Here is a 17,797-nt window from a genome sequence, read left to right as displayed (position 1 = left end):
TACTGGGGATTCCTCAGCGCATTGGCGGGATTTTTTATATGTGCGATCTGAAATCAGTCTGCGGCGTCGGTGATAATACCGTTAATGGCGCGGGTGACACAGGTTGCGCTGAGTTTTGAGTAACCACCTCCGCCAAGAAAAACAGCGGGGATTTGTTTCTCTGACAGGAACTGCCAGGTTGTTTTATCTCTTTGTGCAATATCACTGATTGTCAGTGAAAGGCCGCCGAGTTTATCTCCTTCAAGCGGATCTGTGCCGGTAACGACAAATGCTATTTTATAGTTACCGTTTATCTTATTTAAGGCATTACGGTATTGGTTCAGGTAATGGATGCCGGGGGTTTTCTCCGGAAGCGGAACAGGGATATCAACACGTTCGCGGGTATATTGTGATTGCGGATAAATATCCCGATTATAAATATCAAGGATCGTTACCTGGCGGTTATCCATAAAATCGACGGCATTACCATTGCCGTGATGTGCATCCGTATCAATAATTAATATTCTGTCATCTGCGGACAGGATATTTCTCCGGCGTAATTCCTGATAGCAAATCGTGATGTCATTATAGATACAGAATCCCTCCATATTCTGGTGAGATGCGTGATGATAGCCACCGGCAAGATTCCAGAAAATAGTATTTTCCTGTATGGCTTTTTGTGCTCCCAGCAGTGTACCGGCGATACCAAAACGCATAGGGGTTAATACATGCTTATCCAGATATGAATAGCTGAGGAAGGGGATCGGGGGAAACTCAAGTGCTCTCAGGATGCCTTTTTTATTTTTGACTCTGTATTTCATTATCCCGGAAAGATAATCGTCTATGATCTGCTCATCTATAGCGGAATCAGGCATGTGAAAACGGATTTTACTGTTATTTTTCAAATCATTAAAAATAGATTTGAATTTCATCCCGTAAAACGGATGGAAGTAACTCAACAGTCCGGTGTCAAAATTATAATTCTCACTATAGATTACATTCATACTATATTTACCGAGAGTTCCTGTGCATACCGTAAGATATCATGAGGTGTCCAGATCCCTCTACCCAGAGTTGAACCTAAATATTTAGAATAATTACTGGCTGATGGTGTAAAGCCGGGTTTTTTATCACAGGCAACAGCCAGGCATTCAGCAACAATATGAGAGCAGTTATTGCGGGCCAGCTGATATCTCGGTGTGTTACTCATTAGTTCTGCGATATGAAATGCAAGTTTTTCTTCATTGATTTCATTAATAGTGACAACCAGGGGTTGCCTGTTGCCTTCATTTTCAATATCTTCCTTTAAAGCGCCCATAAAGGCACCGGGGTGACTATTGGATTTAATTTTCAGATCTTTTTTTCCTGCACTGTCTTTTGGCCAGAAACTGACGTAGTTTCCCTGAAACGAAAGAGATGCATGTCCGATATATTTTCCTTCCGGTAGCCAGATATAAACTTTTAACATGTAACACTCCTTGTTTTTAACTGAGTGCTAAATGTATTTTTTTATCCGTAAAGCGAAATAATGATTAATCTTAATCTTATTTTTTCATGCATATCGTCTGCATATGAAACATGAAATGTACTTTGCTGAAATATCACAGATAAAAATAAGCGGTTATCAGCTCAGAATAAATAAGAAAAAAATTATTTTTCTGCGTAATTCTGCATAGTCAGTGGCAAAAAAATACCCCTTACGTCTGATGACAGTAAGGGGTGATGTCTCATGCCGTTGGATGAACACATGAGATTGCCCGGGGTTAACAGGCAGTGAAGCTTATGTTGTTATAAGTTCTGTTTTTATCCTGTTCGTCTGATTTTTCATCATAACGGATATTTTTAGTGTAAATAGCTGTCGTAATCGGATGTGTGTTTATCTTTTTAAAAGAAAAAACCCAATAAAATCATTGGGTATCAATAAACGATATACTCAATTTTTTATTAAAATGCGATAAGAGGCTTAAAGAGCATGTGTCGGATTACGTTTTATCGGTAAACCTGAAACGTGACAATCATAATAGTCATTATATGTGATTTAAATCACATAAATGTACCCATTTCAGCTGTATTTGTAATTTATATGTAATTTTATCTGTGTTTTTGCAACAAAAAAATCACATAAAATGTATCCTGTCACGAATGTTACCGGATGAGTAAGACCTGTTTTTTATCATACTGAACAATAAAACTGATAAAGAAGCTGTTTTTAGTGACTGACAGCGATAATGTGAACAGATGCTGACAAGTTACTTTGCTGTAATATATTCCTCTGCTGTTTACTGATATTGGTTTGTATAGCTCCGGATAATCGTTCCTGTAACCTTTTTTATCGCTGTTTTTCCGGTGTAATAATGCTATTTCCCGCTGAAGCTATTAACAGAGTGTTTTGATTTGTTATTATAAATCAAATGATTATGTGATTTTGATTTTTATGTCAGTGATTTATCAGTGATGGTGATCACAAATCAGCGGCTGAATAAAAAATAAATGAAAAAAGGCTTGTACAGATTTCATTCTTATGTTTTTTTAAAGTACGAACCGAATTTATTCACACACAATTTACTGTTGAGAGATATCCCGTGAAACCATTCACCCGTCCGCAAAACGTACTACTAACAACCGCGCTATCAGACGCGGTTGTCGTCGTGCGTGTGGTAGTGGTGGTGGTCGTCGGCAGCGCGCCGTAACGGGCCGGGATCAGCAACAGGATCACTAACCCCGCCGGCGTAAACCGAGCGGGGTTTTTTTATGTCAGGCTCCGCGAAACTGAACCGGTTGTTAAGAAAAGGATGATGTTATGGGAGCTTCACAGCAGACTCAGGCAAAAACCCGGATGACGGGGGCGGAATTAATTATCCGCATGTTAGAACAGCACGGGATCACCTCTGTATCCGGTATTCCCGGTGGTGCGGCGCTGCCGCTGTATGATGCACTGGGCAAAAGCCGCATCCGGCATATCCTCGCCCGTCACGAGCAGGGCGCCGGGTTTATCGCACAGGGTATCGCCCGCACCACCGGCAAAGCGGCGGTGTGTATCTCCTCCAGCGGGCCGGGCGCGACCAACCTGATGACCGCCATTGCGGATGCCAAACTGGATTCCGTTCCGCTGGTCTGTATCACCGCCCAGGTCTCTTCGCCGATGATCGGTACCGATGCCTTCCAGGAAGTGGACACTTACGGCATGTCTATCCCTATCACCAAACACAACTACCTGGTGCGCAATGTTCAGGATCTGCCGGGCATTATCGCCGATGCATTCCGTATTGCGGAATCCGGCCGTCCGGGCCCGGTCTGGGTGGATGTGCCGAAGGATGTTCAGGCCGCCATCATTGAGATTGATGAATTGCCGCCAATCATGCCGAAAGATCCGTTGCCGTTGTTTGATGCGGAAAAAGTCACTGAAGCTGCCGCGATGATTAATCAGGCAAAACGCCCGATTCTGTATATCGGCGGCGGTATTGTCGCGTCGCAGTCTCAGCAGCTGGTGCAGAGTTTCGCCGAACGCGCCGGGTTGCCGACCACGATGACACTGATGGGGTTAGGCACCATCCCGCAACAGCATCCGCTCTATCTGGGAATGCTGGGGATGCACGGTGCGCGTTATACCAATATGATTTTGCAGGAATCGGATTTACTGATTGTGGTCGGGGCGCGTTTTGATGACCGTGCGATAGGCAAGGCGGAACAGTTTTGCCCGGATGCCAAAATTATCCATGTGGATATCGACCGTGCGGAGATCAGCAAGATCAAACAGCCGGATATCGCGATCAACGCGGATGCCGGACAGGTTCTCGCCATGTTGCTGCCGCAGATTGAGGTAAATACCCGTCAGGCGTGGAATGATCATATCACGCAGATCAAACAGGAATTCCCGCTGGAGCAGATGAATAAATCCGATCCGTTAAGTCATTTCGGATTGATCGCTGCCGTGGCGGATGCGGTGGATAATGATGCCATCATCACCACGGATGTCGGCCAGCACCAGATGTGGGTGGCGCAGGCGTATCCGTTATGCCGTCCGCGTCAGTGGCTGACCTCCGGCGGACTCGGAACGATGGGCTTTGGTTTACCGGCGGCGATTGGTGCCGCACTGGCAGAGCCGTCACGCAAGATCGTCTGCTTCACCGGGGACGGCAGTATTATGATGAATATTCAGGAAATGGCGACCGCCGCCGAGCATAACCTGGATATCAAAATTATTCTGATGAACAACCAGGCGCTGGGGATGGTTCATCAGCAGCAGACACTGATGTTCAACGAGCATATTGTGGCATCTGCCTATCCGTATCAGACTGATTTTGTGACAATTGCCAAAGGCTTCGGATTACACACCTGTGATCTGAACAAAGAGAGCGATCCGCATGCTGCATTGCAGGCGGCGATTGATCGCCCCGGGCCGTGTCTGATCCACGCATTAATCGATGTCAGTGAAAAAGTGTGGCCGATGGTATTGCCGGGTGATGCCAATATCGATATGGTCACAGCCTGATGACGGAGAACAGAATCATGGAAAAAAATAATCAGCCTATCGCTCTGGAACTGGTGGTCCGCAACCACCCCGGCGTGATGACACACATTTGCGGTCTGTTTGCCCGGCGGGCGTTTAACGTGGACGGTATTCTGTGTCTGCCGCTGCCGGGACAGGATCACAGCCATATCTGGCTGCTGGTGAAATCGGATGACCGGCTAAGCCAGATGGTCAGTCAGGTGGAAAAACTGGAAGACGTGCAGGACGTGAAATACAACGAAGATATCAGCATCTTTGAGCAACTGAATAAATACATTCAGTAGAATGATGAAACCGGGCAGATAAGCCCGGTTTTTTGTCTGCGGTTACGGCGATGTCTGGCCGATATGGGAATAGGACATAATCAGCGTGCCGCTCAGCTCGCCTTCCATGCAGATATAAGAGTGGGGAATATCACAGGAGAACGCATAGAAATCCCCCGGTTCCAGCAGCACAGTCTGATCTTCATTAAAGCGCATCATCAGGGTACCCTGATGGATAAGAATATGCTCATGGGTGCCGGTGCTGTGTGCGGGGCTGTTAATAATCGCGCCGCGGATCATCTTCAGGTGCCAGATCTCCGAAATATTTCCCATGCCGACACGGAATTTAAAATCTTCCGCATATTCCCCTTTAAAGACTTTATTTTTTTCGTAACGGGGATAACCTTCATTACTGGCGGTAAACAGATCCCCCAGCGGAAAACGCAGTGCAACGGCAATCGCCTCCAGTGTATCGATACGCGGATTGGAATCACCGGATTCCAGTTTGGACAGTGCGGCTTTCGAAATGCCGGAGAGTTTTGAAAGATCGTTGAGCGACAGGTTACGCGCCTGACGCAGCAGTTTGACTTTCTGGCCGATGTGGGCACTGGTTTTTAGCATAATGTAATTGATACCAATGAAATTTGCAGGGAAACCCTGTTAGTATTGCACACTTGTTGTACAACGGTAAGCCGTGATTTTCCGGAAAAACAGCGCTGACAGGTAATACTATCAGATGAAAGGATCCGGCATGGTGATAATTAACATAAGTCATTAAACGGGTGCTCACCATGATCTACACCCTGCCATGGGCAGATTTTTTCATCTGTTTTACGGTTCTTTTCGCCGGTTATCTGGTCTTCGGCATGGTCGGTTTTGGCTCTGCGCTGATCGCAAGTCCGGTGCTGGCCTTCTTTATTCCTGTCTCACACATTGTGCCGATGCTGGCGCTGATGGATCTGGGCGCGGCGGTGATTAACGTCACCCGCGACGGACGCAAAGCCGATTTTGCCGAGCTGAAATGGATGGTGCCGCTGATGATCGGCGGCAGTCTGATTGGCGCGGCGATCCTGCTGAAAACACACCCTGATTTGCTGGCGGTGTTCCTCGGCGCCTTTATTGTTCTCTATGCGCTTTATTCCCTCTTTATTAAGAAGACTGCACGGCATTATCCGCAGAAATACATCATTCCGTTCGGGATTGGCGGCGGCATCCTGAGTGCGCTGTTCGGGGCGGGCGGATTTGTGTATGCCATTTATTTTGCCGGGCGGATTGAGGACAGAAACCGGTTCCGTATCACACAGACCACCCTGATCGGCTTCAGTACGTTAACCCGGGTGATTATTTTCCTGATTATGGGCATCTACCGGAACAGCGAAATTGCTATTACCGCGCTGCTGTTCCTGCCCGCGATGGTGGCGGGGATTGTCCTCGGGCGGCATATCACCATGCGTATCCCGAAAGAGGCATTTTTCCGTTTTCTGAATATGGTGATCCTGCTGGCCGGGCTGACGTTGCTTATCAGCAATCTGGTGCACTGACAGCTGTCAGCGCAGCACGTTTTTAGCACATTGCCGGGCGCGCAGCTGTTCGTCCGGGGTTTTGCTTTTACGGAAACAGTCGCGGTAGCGGGCGGCATAGGCGCTGTATTGTGCCTGTGCTTCCGGCAGCGGCAGTGACAGCAGGTGATTGATAAAGGTAAAACTGCCGATCTCCGCATGCTGATAATCCACCGGATTTTTCCATTCCCCGCCCCAGCGGAGAAAACCGTGGCTGAAAACCAGCGGCAGCACCGTTTCCATTTTTCCGTTACGGATATTTTCCCTGTTGGTCAGCGCTGCGGCGGATTGCGGCGGACTGATGGTCACACGGCCGTTTTTCTCACGGAAACGGTAAGGGTTTTGCTGCGGATTAATGTCGATCGCCATGCCGTAAGCGTGTTTTGACCAGGCTTTCTGACTTGCCTGACGGCGGCCGTTAAATGCCGACGTATTATTAGCCGCCATGGATGCCTCATCATCGCCGCCGAAGGTCTCTATCGGCTGCACACTGTGCAGAGGGAATTTCTGCCGGTACAACTCATCGAACAGCGCTTCCGTTTCAGGGGCAATAATATCGGCGACAGTAATGGTGCCGGTGCGGGTTTCGCCCTCAAAGGTGATAAACCGGACATCCACATTGACCAGCCGTTCGCAGGGTACCGGGTTTTCTGCTGTGATAATACCGAGTGCGGTCATGGCACGGCAGGTGTCCGGGCTGAGCGGGGTGATTGCCGCCTGGGCTGCCGGTAATGCAGAACAGAGCAGGCTCACAGGGAGGAGAAAAGCAGTCAGTTTCATCATAGATTCCGTCATCAGGCACCGGGACCGATGATGATAACCCGTCAGCGGCACAGAGGTGAAAAAATTCCCGGATTTGGCCTTGATTATCAGGATTTTTCCTAAGATAATCGTTTGCCTCAAAAAATCACATCTTTTCTCTGTAAAAAGCCAAACGTTTGCGTCATGTGTGTCCGGTTTTCAGATCCGGAAACCAGAGAATTTCTTCTGAAAACGCAATCGTTTACGTGATGTGACACAAAATTCATTAACACAGGTGATGACATGTCTGCGACACAGCCGCAAAGCGGGTGCAAATTAGACCAATTTTTTAAACTGACTGAGCGCGGCACCACTGTCCGCCGTGAAGTTCTCGCCGGACTGACCACATTCCTGGCGATGGTGTACTCCGTTATTGTTGTGCCGGGCATGCTCGGCCAGGCGGGTTTCCCGCATACGGCGGTCTTTATCGCCACCTGTCTGGTGGCCGGGTTCGGTTCTCTGCTGATGGGGTTATGGGCAAATCTGCCGATGGCGATCGGCTGTGCGATTTCCCTGACCGCCTTTACCGCATTCAGTATGGTGATTGGTCAGAATATCCCGATCCCGGTCGTACTGGGCGCGGTGTTCCTGATGGGGGTGCTGTTCACCCTGATCTCTGTCACCGGTATCCGTACGTGGATCCTGCGCAATATCCCGCTGGGGATTGCCCACGGCACGGGGATTGGTATCGGCCTGTTCCTGCTGCTGATTGCCGCCACTAATATTGACCTTGTGATAAAAAACCCGCAGGCAGGCATGCCGGTGGTGCTGGGGGATTTCACCTCTTTCCCGGTGATAATGGCGCTGGCGGGTCTGGCGGTGATTTTCGGTCTGGAGCGCCTGAAAGTGCCGGGTGCGGTACTGCTGGTAATTATTGCGATTTCCGTTATCGGGCTGATTTTTGACCCGAATGTGAAATATCAGGGTTTTTTCAAATTACCGTCCCTCGGTGATGACGGGCTGTCACTCTTTTTCAGCATGGATATCATGGGCGCACTGCAACCACTGGTGCTGCCGACGGTGCTGGCGCTGGTCATGACGGCGGTGTTTGATGCGACAGGCACGATCCGCGCGGTGGCCGGTCAGGCGAATCTGCTGGATAAAGATAATCAGATCATTAACGGCGGTAAAGCCCTGACGACAGACTCCGTCAGCAGTATCGTGGCCGGTGTTGTCGGCGCGGCTCCTGCGGCGGTGTATATCGAATCAGCAGCCGGTGCCGCTGCGGGTGGCCGTACCGGTCTGACCGCAACGGTGGTCGGGGTACTGTTTCTGCTGATCCTGTTCCTCTCTCCGCTCTCTTATCTGGTACCGGCCTATGCTACGGCACCGGCGCTGATGTATGTCGGTCTGCTGATGCTGAGTAATGTCAGTAAACTGGATTTCAGTGACTTTGTTGGTTCTATGTCCGGTTTATTGTGTGCGGTCTTCATTGTACTGACCGGTAATATTGTGACCGGGATTATGCTGGGCTTTGCTTCACTGGTTATCGGTCGTATCGCCGGAGGGGAATGGCGTAAGCTGAATATCGGCACAGTTCTTATCGCAGCGGCACTGGTGGCATTTTATGCTGGTGGCTGGGCGATTTAAGTCATAAATCACCATTTAACGGAAGCTGTTGGTGAGGATACGCTTTATTTATACGATTTATCTTAAAACACTAATTAATTGCCCGAATTAATGGCCTGAGAAGATAAAATAGCAGTGGCGGATAACGCATCCGCCGCTGCTTTTTTTTGTATGATAGTGGCAACCGGCGGTAATTTTTTCTCCTCCGGGCTCTTATTGCGGTTTTTTTGCCGTTATTAACAGTATCTTTTTGTCAGCGGGCTGATTAAGCCCTAAGTTCAGTAAGGGTAATATGGAAATATTCTTTACGATTCTTATTTTGATTCTGGTCGTGTCGGTGTCCGGTGTTCTCACCAAAATGATCCCGTATCGTATTCCGTTACCCATCATTCAGATCGCAATGGGGGCCCTGCTTGCCTTCCCGCAGTTTGGTCTGCATGTCACGTTCGATCCTGAACTGTTTCTCGTCCTGCTGATACCGCCGTTGCTGTTTGTTGACGGCTGGAAGACCCCGACCCGGGAATTTATGCAGAAAGGGCGGGAAATCTTCATCCTGGTGCTGTTCCTGGTGCTGGTCACCGTTATCGGCATCGGGTATCTGATCTACTGGCTGATGCCGGGGATTGAGCTTATTCCGGCCTTTGCCCTTGCGGCGGTGCTGTCTCCGACAGATGCTGTGGCGCTGTCGTCGATTGTCGGCAAAGGGCGCATTCCGAAACAGATGATGGGTATTCTGGAAGGGGAGGCGCTGATGAATGACGCCTCCGGTCTGGTCGCGCTGAAATTTGCCGTGGCAATTGTCATGGGCACGATGATTTTCTCCGTCACCGGTGTCACCCTGGAATTCTTCAAAGTCGCTATCGGCGGCCTGCTGGCGGGGGTGGCAGTCACCTGGCTGTACAGTAAATCGCTGCGTCTGATGAGCCGCTGGAGCGGGGATGACCCGGCCACGCAAATCGTCTTTATGTTACTGCTGCCGTTTGCCTCTTATCTGATCGCGGAACACATCGGTGTGTCCGGTATCCTGGCGGCCGTGGCTGCGGGGATGACTATCAGTAAATCCGGGGTTATCCGCAATGCACCGCTGGCGATGCGTCTGCGGGCGGATAATGTCTGGGGGATGCTGGAATTTGTCTTTAACGGCCTGGTCTTTATTATGCTCGGTCTGCAGCTGCCGGGGATCTGGCAGGTGTCGGTCATTGAGGCGGAACTGGATCCGACCGTGGAAACCTGGATGCTGTTTACTGCGGTTATCGTTATCTATTTTGCCCTGCTGGTGCTGCGTTTCTGCTGGCTGTGGATGATGAAAACCGTCAGCCGCCTGACCTTAAAACGCAAGCCGCTGGACTTTACGTTTTACTCCACCCGTGATCTGTGGCTGGCATCATTTGCCGGGGTACGCGGGGCGATAACGCTGGCGGGTGTACTTTCCATCCCGTTGTTCCTGCCGGACGGCACGCCGTTCCCGGCCCGTTATCAGATGGTGTTTATCGCCGCCGGGGTGATTATCTTCTCACTCTTTATGGGGGTGGTATCGCTGCCGTTCCTGCTCAAAGGGATGAATGTCGGGGATAAACAGGCGGATGCCAATGAAATCCGCGCGGCGAAAGCGGCGATGGCGGAAGTGGCCATTGTCAGTATCGGCAAGATGGAAGAGCGTCTGTCCGCCAGTTCGGATGAAGCGCTGGATGCGGAAGCTATCAGTGAGGTGGCCTCGCGGGTGGCCGGACACCTCAGGCGGCGTACCGCCGGGGGGGATGAGATGGAATATAACCTCCAGGTGGAAGATCTGGAGCGCCGTTTCCGTCTGACCGCATTGCGTGCCGAGCGCGGGGAGCTGTATCACCAGCGTGCGACCCGTAATATCAGCAATGAAACCCTGCAACTGCTGCTGCATGACCTGGATCTGCTGGAAGCCCTGCTGGTTGAGAAAGAAACATAACCGATGCCGTTACTGATTATTACCACGATCCTGTGGGCCGCATCGTTCAGCCTGATTGGCGAGTATCTCGCCGGTCAGGTGGACAGCTGGTTCTCTGTGTTAGTCCGTGTGTCGCTGGCGGCACTGGTTTTTCTGCCGTTTCTGCGCTGGCGCGGGATCGCCCCGAAAGTCATTCTGATGTATATGGCGGTGGGTGCCTGTCAGCTCGGCATTATGTATCTCTTTGTTTTCCATGCCTACAACTACCTGACCGTCGCGGAATTCCTGCTGTTTACCGTGCTGACGCCGCTTTATGTGACACTGATTTATGATCTTCTGGAGCGGCGCGGATTGCGGTGGGGATATGTGTTCAGTTCGCTGCTGGCGGTGATTGGTGCGGCGGTGATCCGCTATGACCACCTCAGTGACTCTTTCTGGACAGGGCTGATTCTGGTGCAGCTGGCGAATATCTTCTTTGCTGTCGGCCAGGTCGGTTACAAGCGGCTGATGGAAGTGCATCCGCTGGTGCAGCGCACGGCATTCTCCTGGTTCTACCTCGGTGCCTGTGTGGTGGCGCTGGCGGGCTGGCTGCTGTTCGGCAATTTCGCCAAAATGCCGTCCACGCAGTTACAGTGGGGTGTCCTGCTGTGGCTGGGGATCGGGGCATCCGGGATCGGCTACTTTATGTGGAATTACGGCGCCACGCAGGTGGACGCCGGAACACTCGCGATCATGAACAACATGATGGTTCCGGCGGGGTTACTGGTGAACTTTGCCATCTGGCAGCAGCATCCAAACTGGCTCACGTTCAGCATTGGCGCAACCCTGATTGTGGCATCCCTGTGGGTGCACCGGGTATGGATACTGAAGCCGTCTTTACAAAAGGCAGATTGTCCACCGCGTGCTGACGCGTCGCGCGAATAAACGACTCAACAGCCGGCTGACGCTGTTCTCCGCTGCGGTTTGCGGCATACAGCCGGCTCCACAATCCCTCACCTAAGGTTTTGGTCACCACCATCCCCTGTCTTTCAAAATTCTCCACCGCCCAGTGCGGCAGTGCGGCGATCCCCATGCGGGCGGCGACCATCTGGATCATCAGCAGGGTGTTATCCACGGTTTTTATCTGCGGGGAAACACCGGCCGGTTGCAGGAAACGCCGCCAGATATCAAAGCGCTGACGCTGTACCGGATAAATCAGCAGGGTTTCTGCAGTCAGATCCTGCGGCTGAATATGCAGACGGCGGGCCAGCGGATGATCCGGTGCCACCACCAGCTTCACCTCATAATCAAACAGCGGCGTGTACGTCAGCTTCCCGTTGTGCTGCTCATCAATATCGGATGTCAGCACCACATCGAGTTCGCGTTTCAGCAGTTCCGGCTGCGGATCAAAACTGACCCCGGAAGTGAAATCGACATTAATCTGCGGCCAGCTCTCACGGAAATGCGCCAGAGCCGGGGTCAGCCACTGAATGCAGCTGTGGCACTCAATCGCCACGCGCAGTGCGGTCAGTCCCGGCTCATTGCATTCACGGATGGCATCTTTCACCAGCGGCAGTACCTGCTCCGCCAGCTGTAACAGTACTTGTCCCTGCGGGGTGAACTGCAGCGGCTGGGTTTTGCGGATAAAAATCCGGTAGCCGAGCCGGTGTTCCAGTTCACTGAACTGATGGGAAAGGGCGGATTGTGTCTGATGCAACGCACCTGCTGCTCCCGCGAGCGACCCTGACTGATTCAGTGCCTGAATCGTTTTTAAATGTTTTATTTCTATCATGAGGAACCTTCAGGTTAACGATGAAGAATTTGCGCTTGTTTCTTATACAGTACCCGTTGATTATGGATGTGTAAACATCTGGATGGCTAAATGATAGGATTTTTTATGACGACACATAATCACACTCTGGGTTTTCCGCGTATCGGTCTGAAAAGAGAACTGAAAAAAGCGCTTGAAGGTTACTGGGCAGGGCAGATTTCACAGGATGAGCTGCGCGATACCGGCCGCGAATTACGCCGCCGTCACTGGCAGCTGCAAAAAGAGGCCGGGGTTGAATTATTACCGGTCGGGGATTTCGCCTGGTACGATCATGTTCTCGGTACCAGCCTGCTGTTCGGCAATGTGCCGCCGCGCCATGCCGGTGCGGACGGGAAAATTGATCTCGATACCCTGTTCCGTATCGCCCGTGGCCGTGCGCCTTCCGGTGAACCGGCCGCTGCGGCGGAAATGACCAAATGGTTTAACACCAACTATCACTACATTGTGCCGGAGTTTCAGCGCGGTCAAACCTTCACCGTGAGCTGGCCGCAGCTGTTTGATGAAGTGGATGAGGCGCTGGAGCAGGGCTTTGCGGTTAAACCGGTGCTGCTCGGCCCGGTGACCTATCTGTGGCTCGGTAAAGTGAAAGGGGCTCAGTTTGACCGCTTATCATTACTGCCGTCACTGTTAGAAGCCTATAAAATCGTGCTGGAAAAACTGGCGCAGCGCGGTATTGAGTGGATTCAGATTGATGAACCGGCGCTGGTGCTGGATCTGCCGCCGGAGTGGCAGGATGCTTACTGCACGGCATATGATGCTTTGCAGGGACATGCAAAACTGCTGCTGACCACGTATTTTGACGGAGTTAGTCATCACTTACCGCTGATCCGTGAGTTGCCGGTGCAGGGGCTGCACGTCGATTTCGTCGCGGGCGGTGATGATATTCAGGCTATCCACGATGCATTACCGGCGGACTGGCTGCTCTCTGCCGGTCTGATTAACGGGCGCAATGTCTGGCGTGCCGATCTGCGGCAAAAATATGATGTAATCGCCCCGCTGGCCGGAAAACGTGACCTGTGGATCGGCACATCCTGCTCATTGCTGCACAGCCCGATTGATCTGCGTGGTGAAACCAAACTGGATGAAGAAGTCAAAAGCTGGTTTGCCTTCGCACAGCAGAAATGTGAGGAACTGGCTCTGCTGACCCGCGCGGTCAACAGCGGCTCGGCAGATGATATCGCCGCGCTGGCGGAATACAGTGCTCCGATTACCCGCCGCCGCGATTCTTCCCGCGTTCACAATGCGGCGGTGGCCGCCCGGCTGGCTGCGGTAACCGCCCGCGACAGCGAACGCGCCGCACCGTATGCCGAACGTGCAGAGGAACAGCGCCGCCGTTTTAATCTGCCGCTGTGGCCGACCACCACAATCGGATCTTTCCCGCAAACCACGGAAATCCGCGGGCTGCGCCTGAACTTTAAAAAAGGGAATATTGATAAAGCGTTCTATCGTACTAATATCTCCGAACATATTAAGCAGGCGATTAATGAGCAGGAACGGCTCGGACTGGATGTGCTGGTTCACGGTGAAGCGGAACGTAATGACATGGTGGAGTATTTCGGCGAGCATCTCGACGGCTATGTCTTTACGCAAAACGGCTGGGTGCAGAGTTACGGCTCACGCTGTGTGAAACCGCCGGTGATTATCGGGGACATCAGCCGTCCGGAACCGATCACCGTTGACTGGGCAACCTACGCGCAATCCCTGACCAGCAAGCCGGTGAAAGGCATGCTGACCGGGCCGGTGACCATTCTCTGCTGGTCATTCCCGCGCGAGGATGTCAGCCGTGAAACCATTGCCAAACAGATTGCTCTGGCGCTGCGTGATGAAGTGGATGATTTGCAGAAAGCCGGGATCGGTATTATCCAGATCGATGAACCGGCACTGCGCGAAGGGCTGCCGCTGCGCCGGGCAGAATGGGCGGAGTATCTCACCTGGGCGGTGGATGCCTTCAGGCTGAATGCGGCGGTCGCGGAGAATAACACTCAGATCCACACCCATATGTGTTACTGCGAATTCAATGACATTATGGATTCTATTGCGGCGCTGGATGCGGATGTGATCACCATTGAAACATCCCGCTCGGATATGGAACTGCTGGAAGCATTTGAAGATTTCGATTATCCGAATGAGATCGGGCCGGGTGTTTATGATATTCACTCGCCGAATGTGCCGGAAGTGGAGTGGATTGAAGCCCTGCTGCGCAAAGCGGCGGATAAGATTGCCGTGGAGCGCCTGTGGGTTAACCCGGACTGCGGCCTGAAAACACGCGGCTGGGATGAAACCCGCAAGGCTCTGGCAAACATGGTGGAAGCGGCGCGCCGTCTGCGGGAAAATCCGCTGACATCCCGCTGAGTTTATTATATATAAAAGAAGAAAAAAGCCGGTCAGTGATGACCGGCTTTGTGTTATGCGCTGTCAGCTGACCGGACGAAAATCCGGCCCGCTGAAACAGCGTGTTGCCCGGCCGCGTTCGATCTGGTGATGTGACCGGTGACGCTCGCCGTTCAGTGATGCGGACTGCTGTTGCTGATACTGGCTGAGATGCCATTCAATCAGACGGCAGGCCAGTTTTTTGTTGGCGTGCTGGCTGCGTTCAGACTGCACTTTAACCGTAATACCGGTGGCAATGTGCGTGGCACGGACAGCGGATTCTGTCTTATTCACATGCTGGCCGCCCGGCCCCTGTGATTTCAGACGTTCAAAGACAATCTCACTGTCTGATACCGCCTGCGGCGCAGTAAAACGGCGGATGCCGATAAACCAGTTTTTACGCCGGTGTTTCGGGCGGAGCGGGCTGGCACACTGCCACTGCAATGTCCCGCACCAGCGATCTGCCAGAGCATCAGCAGACTCTCCGTCCAGTGACAGCAGGACGGAATGCAGGCCGTCCTGTGACGGCATTTCCTCCGCGATAGTCACGGTGACCGCTGACTGTGCGGCCTCCTGCAAAAAGAGACGCAGCGCGTGCTTCACTGCCAGACAGCATTCCTCAGGGCCGTGAGCGGCAGAAAACTGTAATAACATCAGCAGCACTCCCCGCTCGTTTTGTAGGTCAGCAACGGTTTCAGCCGCGCCACCACGGTAATCAGCCCGGCACCTGACAGGCTTTCAATCACTGTCTCAATGGATTTATAGGACTGCGGTGCTTCCTCATAAATCAGCTGCTTATTGGCACAGATCACCCGGCTGCCGAGATCGGTGCGGAATAACTGTGCCGGGGTATAGCGGTGAGAAAGGCGTCCTTTGCACTCGGTGCGCATCCATTTACGCCCTGCGCCGTGTGCGAGAGAGTAAAGGCTGTCAGCGGTTGCCTGCGGTTTCACCAGATAACTGTAATCACCGCGTGAGCCGGGGATCACCACATAATCATGATCCACCGGGGTGGCGCCTTTACGGTGCAGCCAGCCGTCACGGCCGTTCACCGTACAGGCCTCCACCAGGTTGTGATTGATATCGAGTACCGCCTCTCCTTTGGTACGCAGCTGCTGCATCATCCGCAGTGCAATCAGCGCCCGGTTGTGTTGTGCAAAATCCAGCGCCTGCTGATGTGCAGTCAGGTATTCTGCCGCTTCCGTCGTGTTCTCTGTCAGCCCGTTGTGGCTGAACTGCTCAACATGATGACGCAGAACCCTCTGCCCCAGTCCGCGTGAACCGCTGTGAACCAGCAGTATCACCCGCTGTTTATCCAGCCCGGACGCAGCAAACAGCCCGTCATCACAGACCTTATCGATTTGCTGAAACTCAGCAAAATGATTTCCGCCGCCGACAGAAGACAGAGAGGCGGCAAACGGATGTGATGCGAAGTGATCGCTCACATGCTCTGCCAGCCAGTCTGCATCCGCATGGTCATGCATGCTGCGCAGTTGCTTTTCCGCTTTGTCTGCGTTGAGTTTGCTGATTTTCAGCTCAGTCTGATACAGCGCCATACCGCAGCCGATGTCGTTACCGACCAGCGCGGGATAAAAACGGCCTTCAGAGAAAAATGCCGCACCCACCGGATAGCCTCTGCCGGGATGCAGATCCGGCATACCGGCAACTGCCGTCATACCCGGTAATTGTGCGGTGGTGATCAGTTGCTGAATCGCGTTACTTTCGATCCACGTCGCATCCGAGGCGATATAAGAGACGCCCGGCGCGACAAAATGCATATAATTGCCCATAATCCATTCCGGAAAATAGTGAAAATTCGGGTTTACGGCGGGCAGTCAGGAAGAAACAGACAGGAAACAGGGACGGGTAATACGGAAAATAACGTTGTAATACCGGTGTGATAATCAGTTCTGCAGGAGCCCGCAAAGAGTGCACAGTAATGTTGTCATATGAACCTCCTTACGTTCTGAAAGTGACAGGTCAGCACGCATCGCGTGCCGGAATGGTGCGGATAGTAGAGTGAGGCGGATAAAAAAGCAACCCGTGTTTTGCTTTTTCACAGAGCAGTCCGGCGACATTTTCAGCATAAACTGCTGTTTATGTGATTTGAATCTCATTTTTATGTAATTGATTCATAGAAACGTATCAATGAAGTGATAATAATCACTAAATTTTGTGCAGTGGCACGCTACAGTATCCTCAATAATCATTTTTTCGCTAAGGAGTTCAGGATGGCTGATGTATTTCATTTAGGTTTGACTAAAGCAGATTTACAGGGTGCAACGCTGGCTATCGTGCCGGGCGATCCGAACCGGGTCGAAAAAATTGCCCGCCTGATGGATAACCCTGTTCATCTCGCGTCTCTGCGTGAATTCACCTCATGGCGCGGTGAACTGGACGGCAAAGCGGTCATCGTCTGCTCAACCGGCATCGGCGGCCCGTCCACCTCTATCGCGGTGGAAGAACTGGCACAGCTGGGGATCCGCACGTTCCTGCGTATCGGTACCACCGGTGCGATTCAGGAAAGCATTAATGTCGGTGATGTCCTTGTGACCACGGCGGCGGTGCGCCTGGATGGTGCAAGCCTGCACTTTGCGCCGATGGAGTTCCCGGCCGTGGCTGACTTTGAATGTACCACCGCGCTGGTAAATGCAGCGAAAGCAGCCAAAGCCACCGTTCATATTGGTGTGACCGCTTCTTCTGATACTTTCTATCCGGGCCAGGAGCGTTATGATACTTTCAGCGGCCGTGTGACCCGCCGGTTCAAAGGATCAATGAAAGAATGGCAGGAAATGGGCGTGATGAACTTTGAAATGGAATCCGCCACACTGCTGACCATGTGTGCCAGCCAGGGGCTGCGTGCCGGGATGGTTGCAGGGGTTATCGTTAACCGCACCCAGCAGGAAATTCCTGATGAAGCGAAGATGAAGAAAACCGAATCCAATACCCTGGATATTGTGGTGGAAGCCGCCCGTCATCTCATCTGATCGTTACCGGTTTCATGAATCAAGCCGT

15 protein-coding genes are annotated in these 17,797 nt (G+C 52.0%); 8 read left to right on the top strand and 7 right to left on the bottom strand.

Features of this window, described 5'->3' with window-relative positions; translation table 11 throughout:
• Positions 1-53: 53 nt before the first annotated feature.
• Both U868_RS0119255 and U868_RS0119250 read right to left on the bottom strand, forming a co-directional pair.
• On the bottom strand, positions 54-854 hold the full coding sequence (locus tag U868_RS0119255) for a hypothetical protein (protein ID WP_345840335.1): 801 nt from the start codon (positions 852-854) through the stop codon (positions 54-56).
• Positions 855-979: 125 nt separating this feature from the next.
• Positions 980-1,447: a hypothetical protein gene (locus U868_RS0119250; protein WP_025154694.1), complete on the bottom strand. Its 468-nt coding sequence runs from the start codon at positions 1,445-1,447 to the stop codon at positions 980-982.
• 1,332 nt (positions 1,448-2,779) lie between these two features.
• Here U868_RS0119250 and ilvB point away from each other — a divergent pair.
• Together ilvB and ilvN are read left to right on the top strand one after the other, a co-directional pair.
• Positions 2,780-4,471 carry an acetolactate synthase large subunit gene (gene ilvB, locus U868_RS0119245; RefSeq protein ID WP_025154693.1) on the top strand — a complete coding sequence of 564 codons (1,692 nt, stop codon included), beginning with the start codon at positions 2,780-2,782 and terminating at the stop codon, positions 4,469-4,471.
• Between the two features lie 17 nt (positions 4,472-4,488).
• On the top strand, positions 4,489-4,773 hold the full coding sequence (gene ilvN / locus U868_RS0119240) for an acetolactate synthase small subunit (protein ID WP_004238249.1): 285 nt from the start codon (positions 4,489-4,491) through the stop codon (positions 4,771-4,773).
• Between the two features lie 42 nt (positions 4,774-4,815).
• Here the strand turns inward: ilvN and U868_RS0119235 are convergent, their stop codons facing one another.
• A complete protein-coding gene (locus tag U868_RS0119235) occupies positions 4,816-5,373 on the bottom strand; it encodes a helix-turn-helix domain-containing protein (protein WP_004238248.1) in 558 nt (185 codons plus the stop codon).
• A gap of 170 nt (positions 5,374-5,543) precedes the next feature.
• Between U868_RS0119235 and U868_RS0119230 the strand changes: the two genes are divergently transcribed.
• Positions 5,544-6,293, top strand: coding sequence for a sulfite exporter TauE/SafE family protein (locus U868_RS0119230; RefSeq protein WP_025154692.1), 750 nt, complete (start codon positions 5,544-5,546; stop codon positions 6,291-6,293).
• Between the two features lie 6 nt (positions 6,294-6,299).
• Here U868_RS0119230 and U868_RS0119225 read toward each other — a convergent pair whose 3' ends face one another.
• The gene (locus U868_RS0119225) at positions 6,300-7,094 is read right to left on the bottom strand and encodes a M15 family metallopeptidase (RefSeq protein ID WP_080694394.1); all 795 of its coding nucleotides are present in this window, start codon (positions 7,092-7,094) and stop codon (positions 6,300-6,302) included.
• Between the two features lie 261 nt (positions 7,095-7,355).
• Here U868_RS0119225 and U868_RS0119220 point away from each other — a divergent pair, with 261 nt between their 5' ends.
• From U868_RS0119220 to U868_RS0119210, 3 genes are all read left to right on the top strand, one after another.
• Entirely contained in the window at positions 7,356-8,702 is a 1,347-nt protein-coding gene (locus tag U868_RS0119220; protein ID WP_025154690.1) for an NCS2 family permease, read from the top strand.
• Between the two features lie 271 nt (positions 8,703-8,973).
• Entirely contained in the window at positions 8,974-10,623 is a 1,650-nt protein-coding gene (locus tag U868_RS0119215) for a Na+/H+ antiporter (RefSeq protein ID WP_025154689.1), read from the top strand.
• Positions 10,624-10,626: 3 nt separating this feature from the next.
• Positions 10,627-11,526 carry a carboxylate/amino acid/amine transporter gene (locus tag U868_RS0119210; protein ID WP_025154688.1) on the top strand — a complete coding sequence of 300 codons (900 nt, stop codon included), beginning with the start codon at positions 10,627-10,629 and terminating at the stop codon, positions 11,524-11,526.
• Here U868_RS0119210 and metR read toward each other — a convergent pair.
• Positions 11,411-12,373 carry an HTH-type transcriptional regulator MetR gene (gene metR / locus U868_RS24750; RefSeq protein ID WP_004241557.1) on the bottom strand — a complete coding sequence of 321 codons (963 nt, stop codon included), beginning with the start codon at positions 12,371-12,373 and terminating at the stop codon, positions 11,411-11,413. The genes U868_RS0119210 and metR overlap by 116 nt on opposite strands.
• 105 nt (positions 12,374-12,478) lie before the next feature.
• Between metR and metE the strand changes: the two genes are divergently transcribed.
• Complete coding sequence (gene metE / locus U868_RS0119200; protein WP_025154687.1) at positions 12,479-14,764, top strand: 5-methyltetrahydropteroyltriglutamate--homocysteine S-methyltransferase; 2,286 nt, start codon at positions 12,479-12,481, stop codon at positions 14,762-14,764.
• A 63-nt stretch (positions 14,765-14,827) separates the two neighbouring features.
• Here metE and prfH read toward each other — a convergent pair whose 3' ends face one another.
• Both prfH and U868_RS0119190 read right to left on the bottom strand, forming a co-directional pair.
• A complete protein-coding gene (prfH, locus tag U868_RS0119195; protein ID WP_036412121.1) occupies positions 14,828-15,436 on the bottom strand; it encodes a peptide chain release factor H in 609 nt (202 codons plus the stop codon).
• Positions 15,436-16,572: an RNA ligase RtcB family protein gene (locus tag U868_RS0119190; RefSeq protein WP_025154685.1), complete on the bottom strand. Its 1,137-nt coding sequence runs from the start codon at positions 16,570-16,572 to the stop codon at positions 15,436-15,438. The genes prfH and U868_RS0119190 overlap by 1 nt, the downstream gene beginning before the upstream one ends.
• A 441-nt stretch (positions 16,573-17,013) precedes the next feature.
• On the opposite strand from U868_RS0119190, the gene udp reads away from it, so the two are divergent.
• Entirely contained in the window at positions 17,014-17,769 is a 756-nt protein-coding gene (udp, locus tag U868_RS0119185; RefSeq protein WP_025154684.1) for a uridine phosphorylase, read from the top strand.
• The last annotated feature ends 28 nt before the right edge of the window (positions 17,770-17,797 follow it).

It is taken from the genome of Morganella morganii H1r (assembly GCF_000633515.1).
GTDB lineage: Bacteria > Pseudomonadota > Gammaproteobacteria > Enterobacterales > Enterobacteriaceae > Morganella > Morganella morganii_B.
This window is presented reverse-complemented; position numbering and strand designations above follow the sequence as displayed.